A 19,770-nucleotide genomic window follows, 5' to 3' on the forward strand; every position below is an offset into this window, starting at 1 on the left:
CAAAAATGGCACTATTTCTACTATTTCACGCAATAATCTATCAAAATTGTTAATCGAATCGTTGACATTAAGACTATTTATTTTAACGAAACGAGATTTGTATTCTATTCGTTTCCTATATTTTTTCCTCTTTTTTCTTTTTTTGCCTTACGAAAAGGAATGCGCATAAGCCTGCAAATATAACGACTACAGCTATAAGTATCAGCAATACCGGAATCCGGCAGACGCTCGAAGAGATAAGCTTAAGTCCCTGATAAAGTGTATACACACCAAATGTCGAGAATATCACAAATGCCAGTGTATTAAGTAGTCCATCCGGAGTTTTGCTCTTTAAGAGATAACCGACCAGCATACCAAGAATGTCCGCTGCAAATAGTCCGAGGGAACAACCGATCCATACAATAAGTGCTGCCCCCATACCTTCATTCGCGCCAAATGTTATAGCGGTAAGCTGAGTCTTATCTCCAAGCTCAGCTACAAAAAAAGTACAGAAAACAGCCAATGGCGCAAACTTGATCTTTGATCTTCCGTTTTCTTCTTCCTCTTCGTCGCCATCGGAAATCGTTGATGCTGCGAAGTAAAGAAATGCAAGTGCTGCAATATTCTTAATGAGCCATTCCGGAACAAATTTGCTGACAAGTCCGCCTACAAAAACCGCCAGACCATTCAGTACAAGAATTGCGGCAGCAGTTCCTAATATGATATCTTTTAATTTGTACTTAGATGTAAGAGCAATCAACATAAGCTGTGTCTTATCTCCCATCTCCGCTATGAATTCCGTAAAAAATACCTTTAAAAATAATATCATTTGTTATACCCTCATTTATCTTATTACAATATAAACTGCATATACTGCATAGAGAGCAACCATACACAAACCTTCGATTCTTCCGATTTTCTTCTTTGTCCCTGCGAATATCCATACACACACAGTAAATGCAACCAGTACACACAGATCAATAATATTCTCTCTGATTATACTGATCGGACTGATCACTGATGCAATACCAAGTACCATAAGTATGTTAAATATATTTGAACCGATCGCGTTACCAAGCGCCATATCAACTTCATTCTTTCTGGCTGCAACAATTGAGGTCACAAGCTCCGGAAGTGACGTGCCTATCGAAACGATTGTAAGTCCGATCAGTGTCTGACTCATTCCGAGATCACTTGCAATTCTTGATGCCGCATCAACGGTCACATCCCCTCCGACTGCAATCGCTATTGCTCCGCCAACGATAAACAGAATACTGACCGGAACGGATACAAGCTTAATTTCCTCATCCGAGCCACCTTCAATCTCAACTTTCTTTCCTTCTTTGTTGGCCTTTAATGCAATCCTGATCATGTAAAAAATGTATCCTGCAAATAAACCAATAAATATAGCACCATCCATATGTCCCAACGTCATGCCTGTTTTGTCTCCAAGGCCGATTATTCCTAAAAGCATTAAGAGTCCGGCACATATAAGTGAAAGCGGAATATCTCTCTTTATCGTTTCTCCTGCAACATTTACTGTGGCTAATATTGCACATACTCCGATAACAACCATCAGATTAAAAATATTAGAACCAACTACATTACTAACTGCAAGTTCATTATTACCTGCTATTGATGCTGATACACTGACCGCTGTCTCCGGAAGTGATGTTCCCATCGCAACGATTGTAAGTCCAATAATTATAGATGGAACATGCAGTCTCTTTGCTACACTCGAGCTTCCCTCGACAAAAAAATCCGCTCCTTTGATCAGCAGTACAAAACCGATCACAAGAATTACAATTACAAGAGCAAACGGGGCGTTGTTAATGAATTTTTCCATGTTTTTCTCCTTTTTTCTCGATCCATACCAGTGCCGTCAGCCGAACTGTCTGCCACTATAAAGTATGTCCAACAGATTAAAAAAGACTCATGTATATCAATTATCTGCCAGTGTGTATTACACGAGCTATTAATCGATATACATGAGTCTCATTATTTAAGATTTGCCAGATTATACTCTCTTATTATAATCAGAATGTTGACAAATCACACTTTCGCGCTAACTACTCCCTCATGGAATATTAAGTTACTCGATAAATATTATCAAATGTAACCATGTGTGTCAACATCTTATTCTAGAAATATTTTTTCTTTACAAATCAGCTACGCTCCACGCATTTAATGTCTTTAAAATGATTTCAAGTGTATCTTCTCTTGCTTTCTGACATTCCTGTGGATATTTCTTCTCTCTTGGGAGCGCACCATTATTTACCGGAAAATATCCGAGATTATGACTGCCAGTCTCTGAATTGATGTGTTTGAAGCCGTAGCTGAAGTTCTCCCGCTTTAACCGTGCTGTCAATAATTCTGCATCATGCTTTGCCGGAACAGATTCATCATGTGTAGAGGTAAGAAAAAGAATATCTCCACAGATCTTTTCTACCGGTATCTCATTCTCAATCGTTCCCTCTTTCTCCCATTCCTCAAAAAAGTACAACAGCCGCACATGATGTTCCTTTATACATTTTTTCAGGAAGTTGGAGAACATATGCTTATTTGAAACATAAGGGAAATCATTTCCACGATATGAAACCATAGCCTTACATGGATCTGCATCTGACTTACCACTGCCCTGCATAATATGTCCAAAGGAAGATGCAGCTATAACAAGACTGATATCCGGAACAACTGATGCAGCAAGCAACGCCATTCCTGCGCCTTTGGAATTACCATACATACCAAAATGCCTAAATCTGCCATCTCCATACTCTTTCATACGGTCAACCGCAGTCTGAAACATCTCCAAAGGAATTGCCCGCATCTGATCCGGCTGTCCGGGTGCGCCATAATAAGTCATGGCAAGAACTGAATACCCTTTCCCTGAAAATAACTCCGCGTACTTCTCAGGCAGTTCCAATCCCTTAAGTCCCTGAATGACGATCAGTAGCCTGTCATCCTTGTTTTCTGCCTCATATAAAACTCCCTCAAATCCATCGTTCAGATATGTATATCTCTGTTTTTTCATAGCTGTCTAACTCCTCTCCTTTATCAAAGCACCTGTATCATTATCTCAAACAATTCCGGTTTCAGCAGAACCAGTCCTACATGACCTAATTCAGGCAGTACTTCAAATTCTGTCTGTGGAAATTGACGTTTCACATATTCAATATCCTTTTTTCTCTCTTTTTCCTCATCCTTTGTGTACCAGTAGTGAAGCTTCGTATCTATTTGAGGAACTGGTTCGGGAACTTTATAATTATTGCAGGAATCAAATGTCCGCCATAATGTCTTTCTGCTGCAATGCCTTAAAACATCTGGCACATACTGCAGATCTTCCTTCGTATAATCATCTGTTGCAAATGCCTTTTTCAATAAACCCACTCCGCCTGCTCTTCCGATCATCATCATAAGATAATCTTTCAATGCAATAAAACGTGTCACGATCCATGGAAGCTGACGACTTTGTATTTTTCACATTCATATGGCGCACAATTTCGCCAGAACACAAGAATTGAAAACATCAAGTTAGTCATTTCTAATCCATGTCATTATAGCACACTGCTCATAAAAGTGGAAAATAAATATTAACTCTCTCTATAGGCTTCTTTTCACCTCTGCGATCCAATCATTAATTTTGTTCTCTGCTGTTTGCAGTACCGGACCGCCTTGTGAGTCAAATTTGATCTCCATTGGCTTTATGATCTCTGCACCTTGACAGATCTTTCTGAGATCACGTTCACTGTTCCCAAGTCCGCTGCCCTCATGTGTCATAAGTGCCATTACCTTTTCTCTCACACCTGCCGGGGAACATTTCTATCGAAAAAAGTCTTGTCATTACCAGTGACATAGTCCAGATGCTCAGAGAAACAAAACGTATTGCTGCTAACGACAATAAACTATTAAGAATCGGCTATTATAAGGGATATAACGGAAATGAATTATCTGAAGCAATTTCTTTATTTTCAGAAAAATATCCCGGCTGTTGATGTTCAGATCTCTGTCGGAAGTCATGAAGAATTATATCACGCTATGGAAAATGGCGTAATCGATCTTTCTTTAAATGACAGGCGTCGTGCATTCTCCGATGCATATAACAATATGGTTCTTGCTGAGAGCACACTCTACATTGAAATATCCACGAAAAATCCACTCAGCAAATTGCCTGGCCTGGAAATCATCGATCTGAAAAAAACTCCATGCATCCTCGTCATGAATCAGACCAGTCAAAAGGAAGAACAGGAATACTATGAAACAATCATCGGACTGCATGGAGAATTTCTCTTTGCCGATACAATACAGGAAGCACGGCTCAAGATCGTAACCGGACAGGGTTATATGCCTGTAGATGTGATCGGTGAGCAGAGCTGGTTTGACACTACTGTATCCAGGCTTCCGCTCACCCGAAATGGCGAATCCGTAAAAAAGTGGAATATAAAGTGTGTAAATTGTTGCTTATAACCTACGCACTTTATATTCCATTAAAAAGCTCCCGTTTTTATTTCTTTACAATTTTAACCTTGTTTCCCTGTCCTTTATTTTTATGGATCTTCTTATATGCTTTTAATTTCTTAGATGGCACTTTGATCTTTGCATTTGCTTTTATTCCCTTAAATGCATTCTTGCCGACACTCTTTAATTTTGTTGTCTTTACAGTTATCGTAGATAACTTATTACATTTCTGGAATGCAGATGCTCCGATCGTCTTTACATTTCCTCCCATCGTTACGCTCTTTACTTTAGTCTTATTGTACAGCGCTTTCTTTGCGATCGAAGTTACCTTAAAGGTCTTTCCACCAAGCTTCACAGTCTTTGGAATCACTACTTTTGTGGTTTTTGTACTCTTTATACCTGCAAAGGCAACTTCAGAACCACTGGTAAACTTATACTTATATGCACCAGATGTTACTGTTGTTCCTTTCTTTGCATATATTATAAAGTTCTTGGTTATGCCTCCGGTATATTTGCCTTTTCCCTTGATGATCACGGATGCTTTTCCAATATTCTTATTCTTCTTATAGGTAACTGTATAATCAGTTCCTGCCTTCAATTTCTTTCCAGCAAAAGTTACAGATTTTACCAAAGGCTTCTTCGCCTTTCCGTTATAAGCATATTTTGTTGTACCCAAAGTAACAGCTGTCTTTGCATTTGTCAGCTTATAGGAGCTCACTGGAACAGCGATCACTACCTTTATTGTCGGAGATGCCAGATAGTTCTCTGTCTCTGCATATCGTACATAATAATTACCTGCTGCAAGCCCACTCACCATTGTGCCTGATGTTACACTGACCCAATGAACCTCATCTGTACTGTATTCCATTGCTGTCGTCAGCTTATCGATTGCTCCGTCCTTTGCCCCTGCCTTACTTACATTTATGGCAGTCAGCCTTGCTGGCGCTGCTTTGGCTGCTTTCTCGATTTTAAACTGTACCTGTGTCTCATCATGATATATGCCCATACCTGTAATCGTAACAACTGCATTTCCGGCATTTATGTTATCTACATAAGCAACCGTATAATCTTTATCTTTTGCCAGTGTCTGTCCGGCATAGGTCACAAATACCTCCGGCTCCTTTGCTTTTTTGTCATAGGTATATGTTGTCGGATTCAGTGTAACAGATACCTCTGTATCAGTCATTCTGCGATAACGAAGTTCTGCACTTTGAGCGATCTCTCCACTATACTTCTATAACGCCGGCATCATAATAGATATATACCTCAGGAAGCGAATCCGGGGCACACTCACTCATCGTTCCGCTTCCTCTGCTTCCTCCAAATTCATAATATTTACCATCCTGCAGTTCGGTTCCGTTTATGGATACCTTTAAAGTCTCCGCATGTACCAGACCCATACCCTGCGTTCCAATAAATACAGCCGTCACCATCAGCAGTACTGCTGCCAACATTCCAAACACTTTCTTTTTTAATTTCATAGATTACCTCCCCATATTTGATTTTTAGATTTGAATTATGAAATTACCCACCTTTTTCTCTTTATAGCATTCTTGTTTAAACAGTGTCAACCCATACAGGCTAAATCACTGAAGAAATCCTGTTAAAAACGGCATAATTTCACGCAGGTTGACACTGTTATGTCGTTGTCTACTACAGAAAACGACAGTGGTCTCAGACTACTGTCCATCCAAGCCACTGCCGAATTTACAACTTCTTTCTATTTACTTTTATTTAACTGTTACCTTTACTTTCTTAGCGCATCCATTTACTGCATAGATATATACATAACAGGTGCCTTTTCCTTTTGCTGTGATCTTACCATCTTTGGATACAGTTGCTACCTTTTTATTTGATGTGTCATATCTGAATTTTGCTGTATGACCAAAGAGTGGAAGTTTATTATTCTTTTTAACAATAGTTGCTTTTATCTTAGCTGTTTTTCCCTTGTTCAGACTGTAAGCGGATTTCTTTGTCTGAATCTTCTTAGCATCTGTTACAGTCGTATTCTTCTTGCCAACCGCATGACCTGTAATGGATTTTCCGATGGTCACTTTCTTGCCGGCAACCTTCTTATATGCAACTACATAACATTTTACATTATCTTTCTGATTTACAGCCTTCTTATCCAGCTTATTGATCGTCACAGATAAGGTCTTTGCAGATTTTACAGACTTAACAACGGTGTATTTTCCCTTCTTACAATATGCCATATATACATCATATCCATCTGCTTTTGCAACCTTGCCCCATGTTACTTTAATCGACTTTCCCGTAGTGATACTGAACTTGGAACTTAATGCCTGATCGTTTGCTTTTGTACGTTTTGCTTTTACAACAGGGGACTGCTTCACCGTCCACTTAGCATAAAGAATTGTATTCCCTGTTAATGCTTTACCCGGCACAGCCGCCTTTGTGAGTGCCTCGTCTGTGTACCAGCCTGCAAATTCATATCCAGCTTTACTTGTTGTTGGAAGCACATCCGGGAGCTTCTTCTGATGTACGGCTTCAGTTACTTCACTTCCGCCATTTGTGTTATATGTGATCTTATATCCAAGGTTATCATTTTCGATAACTGTATATGGAACATCTCTCTCTAATGGACTGTTTGCATTTGTTGTATACCAATTAAAATCTGCATATCCAACATCATCTTTATGGTTTTTATGCTCATCCGTCTGCTTAACCTCATAACACTTCTGATCTCCATCACTGATTCCTACATCTATATTATCCGGATCAGAGTCAGCAGATGTGATCCAGATCATATGACATTTCCTACATACAGTGATCCATTTATTAGGCGATAACTGATTACCAAAATAAATCTTGTCTCCAACCTGCACTTCATCTGCTTTTAATACTACCTTTGATGCATCCACGATATCTGCCGTAGCTTTCTTGTCTGCATCTACATACTTACAGATTGAACATGTATATCTGGCTTCACCTGCAGTTCCATAAGAATGTTCCTGGAAATCTTCCTTCAAATCACTATGTTCACAGGTTGCCGCATGCCAATGACCATACTTATTACTTTCCCATAAATGAGAAAACTTATGCGTATGCTCTGTCCATTTCGCATACAGCGTTATGTCTTTAACCACTGTAGAACCTACCCACACTTTTTCTGTAAGTGCTTCGTCCTTATACCAGCCTGCAAATTCATATCCCTCTTTAGTAGGAACCGGTAAGTCTTTTGGAATATTAGTCTGTTTTTCGGCCTTTGCGACCTCGCTTCCACCATTTGTATTATATGTGATCGTATACCCAAGTGTTCCATTTTCCATAATCGTATATGGTGTATCAAATGAAACCGGAGTTTTTATATATGTTGTATTCGTTGTTGCAAAATACCAGTTAAACCAAGCCCAACCAACAGAACTTGCATGATCTTTATGTTCCTCTGTTTTCTTCATCTCTACACTTATATGGTCAGCATTATATGCAATCCAGACCATATGACATGTTGTACATACTGCTACCTCAGGATTTGATGTAGTCTGAACTCCTCTGTAAACCGTATCCCCTACCTGTAGAGTCGTAGGGTCAATCGTTCCTGACCTGTATTCTGCTGCATTTACTTTCATTGTTCCCATGCCTACAAACATAACAATGCCAACCAGCAAGGCCGTCAGGATGCCTGTAACTTTGTTTTCTTTTAGTCGTCTTACCATATTTTCTTATCCCCTTTCATTCATCTGAATACAACACATAATACAACATATAGTATGATTATATCTGCATGTCTCATTATGTTGTTCCAAATAAGTTATTTTCTGGTATTGTACCATAATCATTTCCCCATACCGGATTCTGTGCACGAAATGTCTGAAAAACGGCATGAAATGTTTCACTGGGTTTGAAAATACAGTCTATGCGTATGCAAAAAAAGAAAGATAGCATGTCACTATCATATATCTTACACGATAATAAACAATACTATCTTCCTTTTTATTCTCTATTTGAACTTTATGAGTGATATTTTATTTTTACATCATACCCATTCCGCCGCCCATACCTGCACCTGCCGGCATAGCTGGAGCATCTTCCTTAATATCAGCTACAACAGATTCTGTTGTCAGTAATGTAGATGCTACGGATGTTGCGTTCTGTAAAGCACTTCTTGTAACCTTAACAGGATCGATGATACCTGCTTCGATCATATCTACATACTTCTCATTGTATGCATCAAAACCGATACCCGGCTGTGATTCCTTGATCTTATTGATGATAACAGAGCCTTCCAGACCGGCATTTGCTGAAATGTGGAATAACGGAGCTTCCATAGCCTTAAGAACTACCTTAGCACCTGTCTTCTCATCACCTTCAAGTTCTGCAACCAGTTCTGCAACCTTCTTAGCTGCATGAATATATGCTGATCCACCACCTGCGATGATGCCTTCTTCAACAGCAGCTCTGGTAGCATTTAATGCATCTTCCATACGGAGCTTAGCTTCCTTCATCTCTGTCTCAGTAGCTGCACCAACACGGATAACTGCTACACCACCTGCAAGCTTTGCAAGTCTTTCCTGAAGCTTCTCTTTATCGAATTCAGATGTTGTCTCTTCAAGCTGAGCCTTGATAACATTTACTCTGCCCTGAATATCTTCCTTTGTTCCGAAACCATCTACGATAACCGTATTCTCTTTTGTTACCTTTACGCTCTTAGCACGACCAAGGTCATCTAATGTCGTATCCTTTAAGTCATAACCGAGTTCTTCTGAGATAACCTTACCATTTGTAAGGATAGCAATATCCTGTAACATTTCTTTTCTTCTGTCACCATAACCAGGAGCCTTAACAGCTACAACCTGGAATGTACCTCTTAACTTATTTACGATCAATGTTGTAAGTGCTTCGCCTTCTACATCTTCAGCAATGATCAAAAGCTTCTGACCACCCTGTACGATCTGCTCAAGTACCGGAAGGATATCCTGGATATTTGAAATCTTCTTATCTGTGATCAGGATGTATGGATTATCAAGCTCTGCAACCATCTTCTCCATATCAGTTGACATGTAAGCTGAAATATATCCTCTGTCGAACTGCATACCTTCTACGAGGTCAAGCTCTGTCTTCATGGACTTGGACTCTTCGATCGTGATAACACCATCATTTGATACCTTTTCCATAGCATCTGCAACCATCTGACCTACTTCATCATCACCGGCTGAAATAGATGCAACTCTTGCGATCTGCTCTTTGCCGTTGATTGTCTGGCTCATCTCTGAGATTGCTTCTACAGCCTTATCACAAGCCTTCTTCATACCCTTTCTGAGGATGATTGGATTAGCACCTGCTGCAAGGTTTTTCATACCTTCATTGATCATTGCCTGAGCAAGAACAGTAGCGGTTGTAGTACCATCACCTGCAACATCATTTGTCTTTGTTGCTACTTCTTTTACGATCTGAGCACCCATGTTCTCAAATGCATCTTCCAGCTCTATATCCTTTGCAATTGTAACACCATCATTTGTGATAAGTGGTGAACCATATGACTTTGCAAGAACTACGTTTCTTCCTTTTGGTCCAAGTGTTACTCTTACTGTATCTGCTAACTGATTTACGCCTGCTTCAAGAGCCTTTCTGGCTTCTGCTCCGTATTTAATTTCCTTTGCCATTTCTTTCTACCTCCAACTGTTTTTCTGCTATCTGATTATTCACTTACAACTGCAAGAATGTCACTCTGTTTTACGATGATATATTCATCATCACCGAGCTTAACTTCTGTTCCTGCGTATTTAGAATAAATAACTCTGTCTCCTGCCTTTACTTCCATAGGAACCTTAACACCATCGACAACAGCGCCAGGACCAACTTCTACAACATCTGCATACTGTGGCTTCTCTTTTGCCTGCCCCGGTAATACAATACCTGATTTTGTTGTCTCTTCTGCTACGGACTGTTTTAATACAACTCTGTCTCCTAATGGTACTAATTTCATAATATATATTCCTCCTAACATATTAAATCCGTTCTTATCTGCCTTATGTACTCCGGCAGTTCCTAGCACTCATATCTCTTGAGTGCTAACACAATTATTATTGTATTCATTTTGTGGAAAAAATCAACCCCTAAAATGATAAAAAATATATTAAATGGACAAGGTCTCTTACATTATATGAAATATACCCTGAATTCAGAACGAAAACCGGCAATTTTGATTTGTAAATTCAAGTGTTGCATGATATGCTTTTAATATAGGAATCGAACCGATGATTTCTGACATGATACAGGATAACGCCTGTTCAAAGGCTGCTATCCAAATGATATATAGAAATGGAGAATACTATGGCTGAACAATTATACACAATACCTGTCAACGATGCCTTTCATGCAGACTGTGAATGTCCTCTCTGTCAGATGCAGAAAACGCTGGAGGAACATGCCATCGAATATACGATGGGACCAAGCTATATGGAAGACGATAATCGTGCTATGACAGATAAAATGGGCTTCTGCTCCCATCACATCGGCATGTTATATAAAGAAAAGAATCGTCTGGGACTTGCCCTGATGTTAAAGACACACACTGATAAAACGATCCGGGATCTGAAAGCTTTATCAGAAAAAGGAACTCCTGCAAAACCGGGACTTTTTTCCAAGCAGTCAAATTTTTCCGGTGTCGGTGCATATATCAAAGAACTGGAAAGCTCCTGCTTTATCTGTGACCGTATGAATCGTACCTTTGACCGCTATGTCGATACGATCTTTCATATGTGGAAAAAAGATCCTGAATTCAAGGATACCTTCAAAAGCAGCAAGGGCTTCTGTACTTACCACTACGGTATCCTCTACGATACCTCTGTCACAAAGTTGTCCAAAAACCAATGTGAAGAATTCATAGAAGCTTTGAATCACTTATATTTTGAAAACATGGAACGTGTCAACGGAGATATCGGATGGTTCATCGATAAATTCGACTATCGATTCAAGAATGAACCATGGAAGAACTCAAAGGATGCCCTACCTCGCGGCATAATCAAGGCTAATCATACATTTGTAGAATAAAAAACGACAATATTACTGCCTGATAAACATAGGATACACACAAAAATACTGTGTACATTGCACTTCACATATTATTCCGCAAAACGCTTTCGCTATACCCTCAACGCAGCAGTACTAAGTTCGCCGTATTATACGGCTCACTAAGGACTGGCGTTCGGGCAGGTTTGCTTCATAATAGTGAGTGTAATGTACACAGTATTTTTTATATAGTATAAAATTCACAGCAATATTGTCACCTTTTTACATTGCCTGTTTGGTTACATGACCGCCAAATGCCTGTGCCAGATCATGTGTCCACAGGTATTCACGATATCTTCTGAGCAGGCCTTTGTAAATCACCTTAACATTACTGCTCTTCCGAAAATCATCCGGCCTTACAAGCCCCGGTTGTTTATCGAGAATATGTATACCAGAACGTTCTAACACACTTGCCACGAACTGGGAACAGAAATAATTATATTTCCTCTCAATCGCCTTATTTCGTATAACACCATAAAGTCCCCAAAAATTATACCGATAGCGATCAGCATTTGCTTTAAATGCCGCAAGCTCCTGCAGTACATGTCTGTACTGCTTATCTGTCACGGTCAGTTCCAGAACAACACAGCTTGTTTCAACATCTCTGCCAAATATTCCGGTATCAATATCTTCTATAATGAATCCACAGTTGAACGGATTATAGATTCCCTTTCTGGCGAAGCTGTACATCTCCCGAAGCTCCAGATCCAATGCAATGGATGCATGTGCATATGGCTCTTTTGTCCAGAATTTGATGATTCTTGCAGGAACTGTGTGTGTCTTAGAGATCAGGATATATAATTTTCTGTTTTCTAATTCTGATATATCATTTTTCATACTTTTAATAGACTAAATTTTATTTTCCCGGCTTATAGGAACTCTTTAATGAAACAATACGGTTATATACCGGATGCTCCTTAGTAGAGTCTTTGGAATCTACACAGAAGAATCCATTACGAAGGAACTGGAATGCTTCACCGGGTTTTGCATCTTCAAATGCTTTCTCGAGTTTACATCCCTGTAATACGGTCAATGAATTCGGATTCAGATTCAAAGTACCATCCTCATTCAGCTTACCTTTTTCTTCATCCACAATATTCTCATATAAACGAACTTCAGCATCAATTGCGCTTTCTGCTGATACCCAGTGTATCGTTCCTTTTACCTTTCTTCCTTCGAATCCTGAACCACTCTTGGTCGCAGGATCATAAGTACAGTGAACAACTGTTACATTTCCATCTTCATCCTTCTCATATCCTGTACAGGTTACAAAATATGCATTCTTCAGACGTACCTCATTGCCAGGGAACAGACGGAAATATTTCTTAGGCGGTTCTTCCATGAAATCATCTCTTTCAATATAGAGATATTTGCTGAATGCAACTTCTCTGGAGCCTGCTTCCTCATTTTCCTGATTATTCTCAACCGGCAGATATTCTACCTGATCCTCCGGATAATTATCGATCACCAGCTTGATTGGATTCAGAACTGCCATATAACGGTTTGCTGTAAGCTTCAGATCATCACGCAGACAATACTCAAGCATCGCATAATCAACAGAGCTCTGGCTTTTTGAGATACCAACCAATTCCATAAACTTCTTAATAGAAGAAGCAGTGAATCCTCGTCTTCTGAGTGCTGCGATCGATACAAGTCTTGGATCATCCCAGCCATCTACGATACCATCCTCTACCAGCTTCTTAATATATCTCTTACCTGTAACTACATTTGTCAGATATAACTTTGCAAATTCGATCTGCTTTGGTGGGTTCTCATATTCCAGTTCCCGTACTACCCAGTCATATAGAGGTCTGTGATCCTCAAATTCCAGTGTACAGATAGAATGCGTTACACCTTCAATCGCATCCTCAATCGGATGAGCGAAATCATACATTGGATAAATACACCACTTATCCCCTGTATTATGATGTGTCATACGGGCAACACGATAGATAACAGGATCGCGCATATTGATATTCGGTGATGCCATATCGATCTTTGCGCGAAGCACCTTGCTTCCATCCGGGAACTCCCCGTTCTTCATTGCTTCAAATAATGCAAGATTTTCTTCAATGCTTCTATCTCTGTATGGACTGTTTTTACCCGGCTCTGTCAGAGTTCCTCTGTATTCACGGATCTCATCTGCTGTCAGATCACATACAAATGCCTTGCCTTTCTTGATCAACTTGACTGCTGCTTCATACATCTGGTCAAAATAATTGGACGCAAAGAATACTCTGTCTCCGAAATCGGCACCCAGCCATCTTACATCATCTAATATGGATTCTACAAATTCCGTCTTTTCCTTTGTTGGATTCGTATCGTCAAATCTCAGATTAAACTGTCCGCCATATTCCTGTGCAAGACCATAGTTCAATAATATGGATTTGGCATGTCCTATATGCAAATATCCATTCGGTTCCGGAGGAAATCTTGTGACCACCTTCGTTACCTTGCCCTCCGCTATATCTTTATCAATAATCTGTTCAATAAAATTTTTCCCGATTGATTCTTCTGCCATCATTAATGCCTCCTTCATATAATTAGCATGACTTTTTTAAGTCTATCACATTTTACATAAAGCCTCAACTGCAAATTCTAAAACTCAGCAAAACTCAGTAATTTTCAATAACTTTCAGTAAATCTCTTATTGACAAATACATCATTTTACTATATATTAACTAATGTTGTTGCTACTATAGCTCAGGTGGTAGAGTGCCACATTGGTAATGTGGAGGTCACGGGTCCGACTCCCGTTAGTAGCTCTTTTTTAATGTCCGGATTTATTTATACAGTATTCACATCCAACGGACTGTCCGATACAGTTCTCACAATCATTCCAGTTCTGTATCAGTGGTTCTTCACTGATCAGATAAATTCCTGCCAGACTCATCATCGGCTCCATTCGTTCTTTATGCCAACTGATTCCAACCTGTTCCGTATCCATCAGGCTGCAAAGAATTCCGGCAGCTTCCAATGGCATTCCATAATAACCGGGTCCAAAAGAAGGACTACAGTAATGCACCAACTCTACACTGTGCTTTCGTTCCAGGTATTTTCTTATCCATTTTCTTACAATATCCATACATGCAATCTGAAAGGTTTCCAGATAATAAGTTCCAAGTAATGAATCCATCTCCTCGATTTGGATCTCCGGGGCATGAAATGCATACAGATATCCCTGTGTAATCTTTGACGGATCTATTCGTTCCAGTATCCGGCATGAAATATTCTTTTTGCCGAGCATAAATCCATCAGACTTAATACAGTCTCTGGAAAATGGTTGCAAAAGTACAGGTACCAGATACCGGTTTCGATTATTGTATCTGGATAAAAAACGCATAACCGTTTTCTCGGCTTCATCCTTATGCTCTTTTCTGCTCTCCGGCTCCATCTGTTCCCATGAAGCAATCTCTGCGATCCGCGCCATGATTTCATCCTTCAGATCCCAAATACTGACGAATACCACACAGTCCTGCTTTTGAAACTGTGCAATCACTGTTTCATACATCTCCGGGCGATGTACGATCGTACAGTTACTGCAATCCCGGATTTTCTGTCCTTTCCCATTTAAGATATAATCAGGACTTCCAAGGCAGTTTTCCTTCAGATACAAGGGGCAATAACAGAACAGACAATTAAAGGAATCTTCATTTTCTATTTTATGGCATGGGAAAAATTCACAATCCCGATTCTGAAAAAATTTGTAATTGTTTTTCATATCCGTTTATCCTCCCATTCTTAACATACCCTATGGATTACAGATCTTACATGGCTCATACCCCTGCGTGATCAGATCATCCCGGCTTCCGATATATTCTTTCTTATTGCTGTCATTCATGTGCTTTACTGAACGGCAGGACGGCTCATGGAACTTTCCTGTATTTGTATTAATAATATAAGTATGCTCTGCTGCCTTTTCTGATCCTGCTTCTATTTCCGCCTGAACTTTCTCTGTCGTACTCTCTCTTGTTACATTATCTGTCTTCGTTGTATCATCCGACAGATTCTGATTTTCTCCCACCCCTGACATATCTGATTGCCGTTCCGGTATAAATGTAATTGTTTTCCCATCACTGTACGCCAGAATCGTACCATTCAGATCTGTACGATACACCGTGCATCCCGCATTTGCCAGACGATCAAGCACTTCTTCAGTCGGATGTCCATATGAATTATCTGCCCCAACGCTGATTACCGCATAACCGGGCTTAACAGCCTCTAACATCTCTTTTGTTGTGGCATTTCTGCTGCCGTGATGACTGACCATCAGAACGTCACTGGAAAGTTCCTCTCCGGATGCGATCATTGCCTGCTCACCGGCTTCCTCTCCATCCCCATAGATCAGGAATGAAGTATCCCCATATGTCATACGAATTCCGACAGAATTATCATTTTCATTATCATCACTATAAGTAATCGGTGCTACTATTGTAAATACCGCATCACCAAAGGTATAAGAATCCCCTGCCTTTGGGAATGTAATAGTCAGGTTCTGCGCCGCAAGCTTATCCATCAACGAATCATAGATCTTTGTATCTGCAACATAATCCGGGCCGATAAAAGTCTCTGTGTCAAATACATTCAACACACCCACAAGACCATTTATATGATCGGAATCATAATGGCTCGCGATCACGTAATCAAGTGACTCTATATTCTGTTTTTTCAGGTATGCCACGACAAATGAAGACGCTGACGACGGGCCTCCATCCATCATCATGTAATGGTCATCACAGGAAAATAACACCGCATTCCCCTGACCGACATCTAAGAAAGTAACTGTAAGTCCAGCAAGATCGTCTGTTGTACCCCCGATATTCGCTTCCGAAGTTATTTGTTCATCTGACGTAGCTTCCGTACTGTCAATCGATTCTGTTATATTCTCTGTTGTATTTCCTGTCTGATTTTCGTTCGTTTCATCCGATAAATCCAGACATCCTGAAAAAAGCCCAAGGACAAAGCACATGCCGACAATGATCATCACTTTCCTCAGGCCATTCTTTTTATTTATAGAATTTATCATAAGCTGCTCCCCCAGAATTATATCTTTAATCCTGTTCTATATCCCGTAATTTCTTTCGTATTCGTTGGATCGCATTATCGATAGATTTATACGGCTTTCCAAATGCTTCTGCTAGCTCATCATAGCTTTTTCCGGCAAGATATCCTTCTAACACCTGTCTTTCAAATTTGCTGAGTTTTTTATCAATCGTCTCCGCAAGCTTCTGGGATTCCAGCTGCCCAAGCATCTGATTCTCCGGTTCAAATGCCTGATCTGCCTGCAGCTCATCCACAAGCGCAACATCATCGTCATTTTCCGTATAAAATGATACATAATAATTAAGCGGAGAATGCTTCTTCCTGTTCGACAGCTTCACCGCAGTGATCAACTGTCGCTTGATACACAGATTTGCAAATGTAGAAAAAGATGCCCCTTTGCTTCCGTCAAAGCTTCGGATAGCTTTAATGAGCCCTATCATTCCTTCCTGAATGATGTCCTCATTTTCTGCACCGATAATATACAGGGCACGACTCTCTTTCTTTACAATCCCCATGTACTTTTTGATCAGATATTCAAAAGCGGCATTATCATTTTCTTCCCGGATCAACCGGATATTTTCTTCATCGGTATTTCTTTCATACACACACACGGCGTTGGTACTCCCCTATTTTACACCCATTCTCTGACGGACAACCTCATATCCCAATACTCCGGCCGCAACCGAAGCATTTAATGAATCGATATCACCACTCATCGGTATAGATACAACATAATCACATTTTTCTTTTACCAGACGACTGACACCTGTACCCTCATTTCCGATCACAAGTCCCATCGGTCCGGTCAGATTGCAGCGGTACATCAGTTCTCCATCCATATCGGCACAGGCAAACCACATACCACGTTTTTTCAATTCATCAATCGTCTTCGCCAGATTTGTTACCTTAACCACCGGTGTATATGCGATTGCACCGGCAGAAGCCTTAACAACTGTTGCTGTGATTCCGACCGCTCTTCGTTTCGGAATAATAACGCCATGTGCACCGCACAGATTCGCTGTACGAACGATCGCGCCAAAATTATGCGGATCTTCAATCTCATCCAAAATAAAGATAAATGGCGGCTGTCCTTTTTCCTCAGCCTTTGCAAAGATCTCATCGATTGCTGAATATTCATAGGCTGCCACATGAGCGATCACACCCTGATGTTTCCCGGTCGAAGACATCTGGTTCAGCTTCTCTTTCGAAACATAATTAATAATCGTCTCCTGCTTCTTTGCTTCACGCACGATTGAATTGATACTGCCATCATGACAGCCATCCTGCAGATATAACTTGTCAACTGTTTTACCGGAACGAAATGCTTCCATAACTGCATTTCTACCCTCTATCTCAAACTTTTCATTTCTGTTTTCTTCCATGCTTATGCTCCATTTCTAATCCACATCATCAGATTGTAAATGCTCAATCAGTTGTTTTGATTCCAGGCAGTCTCTTGTCAACTCAAATAAACGGTCATATTCTTTATTCAGATAAAGATAGCCGATCAGCGCTTCAAAACCGGTAGCTTTCCTGTACTGTCCTACCGATGCATTCTTTGCCTTGGAATGTGTCTTTGTATTCCTTCCACGCTTATATATCGCCATTTCCTGCTCGGTCAGTTTCTCTTCCAACAGATCGATATAACCTGCCTGTGACTCTGCATTTACGATATGAATAGCTTCTTTATGATATTTGAATGCCTGCTTGTTATCCTTTGATACCAGAACGGTCTTTACTAAAAGGTCAAATACACTGTCCCCTATATAAGCAAGCGCCAGCCCGGAATATTCTGCCGGATTGGAATCTTCTACACCCAATATCGCAGTAAAATACTGATCTAAGCTCTTTTCCATTTTACTCCTTCTCTTGTATCCTCAAGAATAATGCCCTTATCACTGAGCATGTTACGGATCTCATCTGCTCTTGCAAAATTCTTTGCTTTTCTTGCTTCCTGACGTTCATTGATCAAAGCCTCGATATCAGAATCTAACAGTTCTTCTTCCCGCTCTGTAATGATACCAAGAATATCACACAGCTTCTCAATCGTCCGGATTGACAGATCTACTGTTTTCTTTGGTGTATCATTTGAAATATTGATATTTGTATATTTTACTAATTCAAAGATAACTGAGATCGCATCTGCTGTATTTAGATCATCGTCCATAGCTGCTTCAAATCGTTTCGTATATCCATCTAATTCTGCCTCGACAGAAACATCGGAACCCTCCACATCTGCCGGTGCAAGTGACTTTAACTTGTCAACAGCAGTCAGGATACGTTCCAGACCATTCTTGGATGCCTCTACCAGATCAGCCGAAAAGTTCAATGGACTTCTGTAGTGAGCAGACAGCATAAAGAAACGGATAACCTGAAGTGGATATTTGTCTGCGATCTCTCTTACTGTAAAGAAGTTGCCAAGTGACTTGGACATCTTCTCGTTGTTGATCTTTAAGAAACCGTTATGCATCCAGTATCTTGCAAATTCCTTATCATTTGCTGCTTCACTCTGTGCAATCTCATTTTCGTGGTGTGGGAAGATCAGATCCTCACCACCTGCATGGATATCAATGATATCACCGATATATTTCTTAGACATAACAGAACATTCCAGATGCCAGCCCGGTCTTCCTTCACCCCATGGTGACTCCCAGAACGGTTCTCCCTCTTTCTTTGGCTTCCAGAGAACGAAATCCAACGGATCTTCCTTCTCATCCTGACCGGAAACCTTAAGCTGATGATTCTCTGCTCTGTGTCCGGATTCCAGATCATCAATATTCTTATGAGATAATTTACCATAATCTGCAAAGCTTCTGGTACGGAAATATACAGTGCCATTTACTTCATATGCATGTCCTTTTTCAATCAGTGTCTTGATCATCTCGATCATATCCGGGATCTCTTCGGTAGCCTTTGGATGTGTCGTAGCTTCCTGTACATTCATCGCTGCCATATCCTTCTTTGTCTCTGCAATGAAACGCTCAGAGATCACCTTAGAATCAACACCTTCTTCATTTGCACGTTTGATGATCTTATCATCAACATCTGTAAAATTGGATACATAATTTACATCGTATCCCTTATATGTGAGATACCGTCTCAATGTGTCAAATACGATCATTGGTCTTGCGTTTCCGATGTGGATATAATCATATACGGTAGGTCCGCAGACATAGATTCCTACTTTACCTTCATTGATCGGTACAAATTCTTCTTTTGTTCTTGTAAGAGTATTAAAAATCTTCATGGGAATCCTCCAAT

The 19,770-nt window shown here is 40.2% G+C and carries 20 protein-coding genes and 1 tRNA gene; 3 read left to right on the top strand and 18 right to left on the bottom strand.

Going from position 1 to position 19,770, the window contains the following annotated elements; all coding sequences use genetic code 11:
• Positions 1 to 115: 115 nt before the first annotated feature.
• The 5 genes from DWW85_RS04750 to DWW85_RS04770 form a co-directional block, all read right to left on the bottom strand.
• The gene (locus DWW85_RS04750) at positions 116 to 808 is read right to left on the bottom strand and encodes a TMEM165/GDT1 family protein (protein ID WP_117807688.1); all 693 of its coding nucleotides are present in this window, start codon (positions 806 to 808) and stop codon (positions 116 to 118) included.
• 15 nt (positions 809 to 823) lie between these two features.
• On the bottom strand, positions 824 to 1,825 hold the full coding sequence (locus tag DWW85_RS04755) for a calcium/sodium antiporter (RefSeq protein WP_008402794.1): 1,002 nt from the start codon (positions 1,823 to 1,825) through the stop codon (positions 824 to 826).
• A gap of 312 nt (positions 1,826 to 2,137) precedes the next feature.
• Positions 2,138 to 3,010, bottom strand: coding sequence for an acyl-CoA thioester hydrolase/BAAT C-terminal domain-containing protein (locus DWW85_RS04760; RefSeq protein WP_117807689.1), 873 nt, complete (start codon positions 3,008 to 3,010; stop codon positions 2,138 to 2,140).
• A gap of 23 nt (positions 3,011 to 3,033) precedes the next feature.
• On the bottom strand, positions 3,034 to 3,426 hold the full coding sequence (locus tag DWW85_RS04765; protein WP_242996033.1) for a hypothetical protein: 393 nt from the start codon (positions 3,424 to 3,426) through the stop codon (positions 3,034 to 3,036).
• Positions 3,427 to 3,579: 153 nt separating this feature from the next.
• Positions 3,580 to 3,765, bottom strand: coding sequence for a hypothetical protein (locus DWW85_RS04770; protein ID WP_117807690.1), 186 nt, complete (start codon positions 3,763 to 3,765; stop codon positions 3,580 to 3,582).
• Between the two features lie 153 nt (positions 3,766 to 3,918).
• On the opposite strand from DWW85_RS04770, the gene DWW85_RS04775 reads away from it, so the two are divergent.
• On the top strand, positions 3,919 to 4,443 hold the full coding sequence (locus DWW85_RS04775) for a hypothetical protein (protein ID WP_117807691.1): 525 nt from the start codon (positions 3,919 to 3,921) through the stop codon (positions 4,441 to 4,443).
• A gap of 37 nt (positions 4,444 to 4,480) precedes the next feature.
• On the opposite strand, the gene DWW85_RS04780 is transcribed toward DWW85_RS04775, so the two are convergent.
• The 5 genes from DWW85_RS04780 to DWW85_RS04800 form a co-directional block, all read right to left on the bottom strand.
• Positions 4,481 to 5,620 carry a leucine-rich repeat protein gene (locus tag DWW85_RS04780; RefSeq protein ID WP_117807692.1) on the bottom strand — a complete coding sequence of 380 codons (1,140 nt, stop codon included), beginning with the start codon at positions 5,618 to 5,620 and terminating at the stop codon, positions 4,481 to 4,483.
• 40 nt (positions 5,621 to 5,660) lie between these two features.
• Positions 5,661 to 5,915, bottom strand: a complete 255-nt coding sequence (locus DWW85_RS04785; protein ID WP_117807693.1) for a hypothetical protein — start codon at positions 5,913 to 5,915, stop codon at positions 5,661 to 5,663.
• A 249-nt stretch (positions 5,916 to 6,164) separates the two neighbouring features.
• Positions 6,165 to 8,111: an InlB B-repeat-containing protein gene (locus tag DWW85_RS04790; RefSeq protein WP_117807694.1), complete on the bottom strand. Its 1,947-nt coding sequence runs from the start codon at positions 8,109 to 8,111 to the stop codon at positions 6,165 to 6,167.
• A 315-nt stretch (positions 8,112 to 8,426) separates the two neighbouring features.
• Positions 8,427 to 10,058: a chaperonin GroEL gene (gene groL / locus DWW85_RS04795; protein ID WP_117807695.1), complete on the bottom strand. Its 1,632-nt coding sequence runs from the start codon at positions 10,056 to 10,058 to the stop codon at positions 8,427 to 8,429.
• A 35-nt stretch (positions 10,059 to 10,093) separates the two neighbouring features.
• On the bottom strand, positions 10,094 to 10,381 hold the full coding sequence (locus DWW85_RS04800; protein ID WP_021943267.1) for a co-chaperone GroES: 288 nt from the start codon (positions 10,379 to 10,381) through the stop codon (positions 10,094 to 10,096).
• A 347-nt stretch (positions 10,382 to 10,728) separates the two neighbouring features.
• Here DWW85_RS04800 and DWW85_RS04805 point away from each other — a divergent pair, with 347 nt between their 5' ends.
• Positions 10,729 to 11,448, top strand: a complete 720-nt coding sequence (locus DWW85_RS04805; RefSeq protein ID WP_044946144.1) for a DUF6062 family protein — start codon at positions 10,729 to 10,731, stop codon at positions 11,446 to 11,448.
• 240 nt (positions 11,449 to 11,688) lie between these two features.
• On the opposite strand, the gene DWW85_RS04810 is transcribed toward DWW85_RS04805, so the two are convergent.
• Entirely contained in the window at positions 11,689 to 12,303 is a 615-nt protein-coding gene (locus tag DWW85_RS04810) for a hypothetical protein (RefSeq protein ID WP_117807696.1), read from the bottom strand.
• Positions 12,304 to 12,322: 19 nt separating this feature from the next.
• Complete coding sequence (locus DWW85_RS04815; protein ID WP_044946142.1) at positions 12,323 to 13,987, bottom strand: glutamine--tRNA ligase/YqeY domain fusion protein; 1,665 nt, start codon at positions 13,985 to 13,987, stop codon at positions 12,323 to 12,325.
• 171 nt (positions 13,988 to 14,158) lie between these two features.
• Between DWW85_RS04815 and DWW85_RS04820 the strand changes: the two genes are divergently transcribed.
• Positions 14,159 to 14,231: transfer RNA gene (locus DWW85_RS04820), tRNA-Thr, on the top strand.
• A gap of 5 nt (positions 14,232 to 14,236) precedes the next feature.
• On the opposite strand, the gene DWW85_RS13090 is transcribed toward DWW85_RS04820, so the two are convergent.
• The 6 genes from DWW85_RS13090 to cysS are packed head-to-tail and all read right to left on the bottom strand — an operon-like array spanning position 14,237 to position 19,756.
• Complete coding sequence (locus tag DWW85_RS13090; protein ID WP_117807697.1) at positions 14,237 to 15,187, bottom strand: cysteine-rich small domain-containing protein; 951 nt, start codon at positions 15,185 to 15,187, stop codon at positions 14,237 to 14,239.
• 30 nt (positions 15,188 to 15,217) lie between these two features.
• The gene (locus DWW85_RS04830; protein WP_117807698.1) at positions 15,218 to 16,492 is read right to left on the bottom strand and encodes a ComEC/Rec2 family competence protein; all 1,275 of its coding nucleotides are present in this window, start codon (positions 16,490 to 16,492) and stop codon (positions 15,218 to 15,220) included.
• A 25-nt stretch (positions 16,493 to 16,517) separates the two neighbouring features.
• Positions 16,518 to 17,120 carry a sigma-70 family RNA polymerase sigma factor gene (locus DWW85_RS04835; protein ID WP_117807699.1) on the bottom strand — a complete coding sequence of 201 codons (603 nt, stop codon included), beginning with the start codon at positions 17,118 to 17,120 and terminating at the stop codon, positions 16,518 to 16,520.
• Positions 17,121 to 17,135: 15 nt separating this feature from the next.
• Positions 17,136 to 17,891, bottom strand: a complete 756-nt coding sequence (gene rlmB, locus DWW85_RS04840; RefSeq protein ID WP_117807700.1) for a 23S rRNA (guanosine(2251)-2'-O)-methyltransferase RlmB — start codon at positions 17,889 to 17,891, stop codon at positions 17,136 to 17,138.
• Between the two features lie 15 nt (positions 17,892 to 17,906).
• Entirely contained in the window at positions 17,907 to 18,365 is a 459-nt protein-coding gene (locus tag DWW85_RS04845; RefSeq protein ID WP_008401608.1) for a ribonuclease III domain-containing protein, read from the bottom strand.
• Positions 18,350 to 19,756 carry a cysteine--tRNA ligase gene (gene cysS / locus DWW85_RS04850; RefSeq protein ID WP_117807701.1) on the bottom strand — a complete coding sequence of 469 codons (1,407 nt, stop codon included), beginning with the start codon at positions 19,754 to 19,756 and terminating at the stop codon, positions 18,350 to 18,352. The genes DWW85_RS04845 and cysS overlap by 16 nt, the downstream gene beginning before the upstream one ends.
• Between the last annotated feature and the right edge of the window lie 14 nt (positions 19,757 to 19,770).

Source organism: Clostridium sp. AF17-21AC, from assembly GCF_003461365.1.
GTDB classification, from domain to species: domain Bacteria; phylum Bacillota; class Clostridia; order Lachnospirales; family Lachnospiraceae; genus Coprococcus; species Coprococcus ammoniilyticus.

Bases quoted from the DNA above. Each gene is read 5' to 3' on its own strand.
- DWW85_RS04780 (WP_117807692.1), bottom strand. From the start codon at position 5,620: ATGACTGATACAGAGGTATCTGTTACACTGAATCCGACAACATATACC.
- DWW85_RS04775 (WP_117807691.1), top strand. From the start codon at position 3,919: ATGAATTATCTGAAGCAATTTCTTTATTTTCAGAAAAATATCCCGGCT.
- DWW85_RS04800 (WP_021943267.1), bottom strand. From the start codon at position 10,381: ATGAAATTAGTACCATTAGGAGACAGAGTTGTATTAAAACAGTCCGTA.
- DWW85_RS04755 (WP_008402794.1), bottom strand. From the start codon at position 1,825: ATGGAAAAATTCATTAACAACGCCCCGTTTGCTCTTGTAATTGTAATT.
- cysS (WP_117807701.1), bottom strand. From the start codon at position 19,756: ATGAAGATTTTTAATACTCTTACAAGAACAAAAGAAGAATTTGTACCG.
- DWW85_RS04770 (WP_117807690.1), bottom strand. From the start codon at position 3,765: ATGGCACTTATGACACATGAGGGCAGCGGACTTGGGAACAGTGAACGT.
- DWW85_RS04805 (WP_044946144.1), top strand. From the start codon at position 10,729: ATGGCTGAACAATTATACACAATACCTGTCAACGATGCCTTTCATGCA.
- rlmB (WP_117807700.1), bottom strand. From the start codon at position 17,891: ATGGAAGAAAACAGAAATGAAAAGTTTGAGATAGAGGGTAGAAATGCA.
- DWW85_RS04790 (WP_117807694.1), bottom strand. From the start codon at position 8,111: ATGGTAAGACGACTAAAAGAAAACAAAGTTACAGGCATCCTGACGGCC.
- DWW85_RS13090 (WP_117807697.1), bottom strand. From the start codon at position 15,187: ATGAAAAACAATTACAAATTTTTTCAGAATCGGGATTGTGAATTTTTC.
- DWW85_RS04810 (WP_117807696.1), bottom strand. From the start codon at position 12,303: ATGAAAAATGATATATCAGAATTAGAAAACAGAAAATTATATATCCTG.
- DWW85_RS04760 (WP_117807689.1), bottom strand. From the start codon at position 3,010: ATGAAAAAACAGAGATATACATATCTGAACGATGGATTTGAGGGAGTT.
- DWW85_RS04750 (WP_117807688.1), bottom strand. From the start codon at position 808: ATGATATTATTTTTAAAGGTATTTTTTACGGAATTCATAGCGGAGATG.
- DWW85_RS04785 (WP_117807693.1), bottom strand. From the start codon at position 5,915: ATGAAATTAAAAAAGAAAGTGTTTGGAATGTTGGCAGCAGTACTGCTG.
- groL (WP_117807695.1), bottom strand. From the start codon at position 10,058: ATGGCAAAGGAAATTAAATACGGAGCAGAAGCCAGAAAGGCTCTTGAA.
- DWW85_RS04815 (WP_044946142.1), bottom strand. From the start codon at position 13,987: ATGGCAGAAGAATCAATCGGGAAAAATTTTATTGAACAGATTATTGAT.
- DWW85_RS04830 (WP_117807698.1), bottom strand. From the start codon at position 16,492: ATGATAAATTCTATAAATAAAAAGAATGGCCTGAGGAAAGTGATGATC.
- DWW85_RS04845 (WP_008401608.1), bottom strand. From the start codon at position 18,365: ATGGAAAAGAGCTTAGATCAGTATTTTACTGCGATATTGGGTGTAGAA.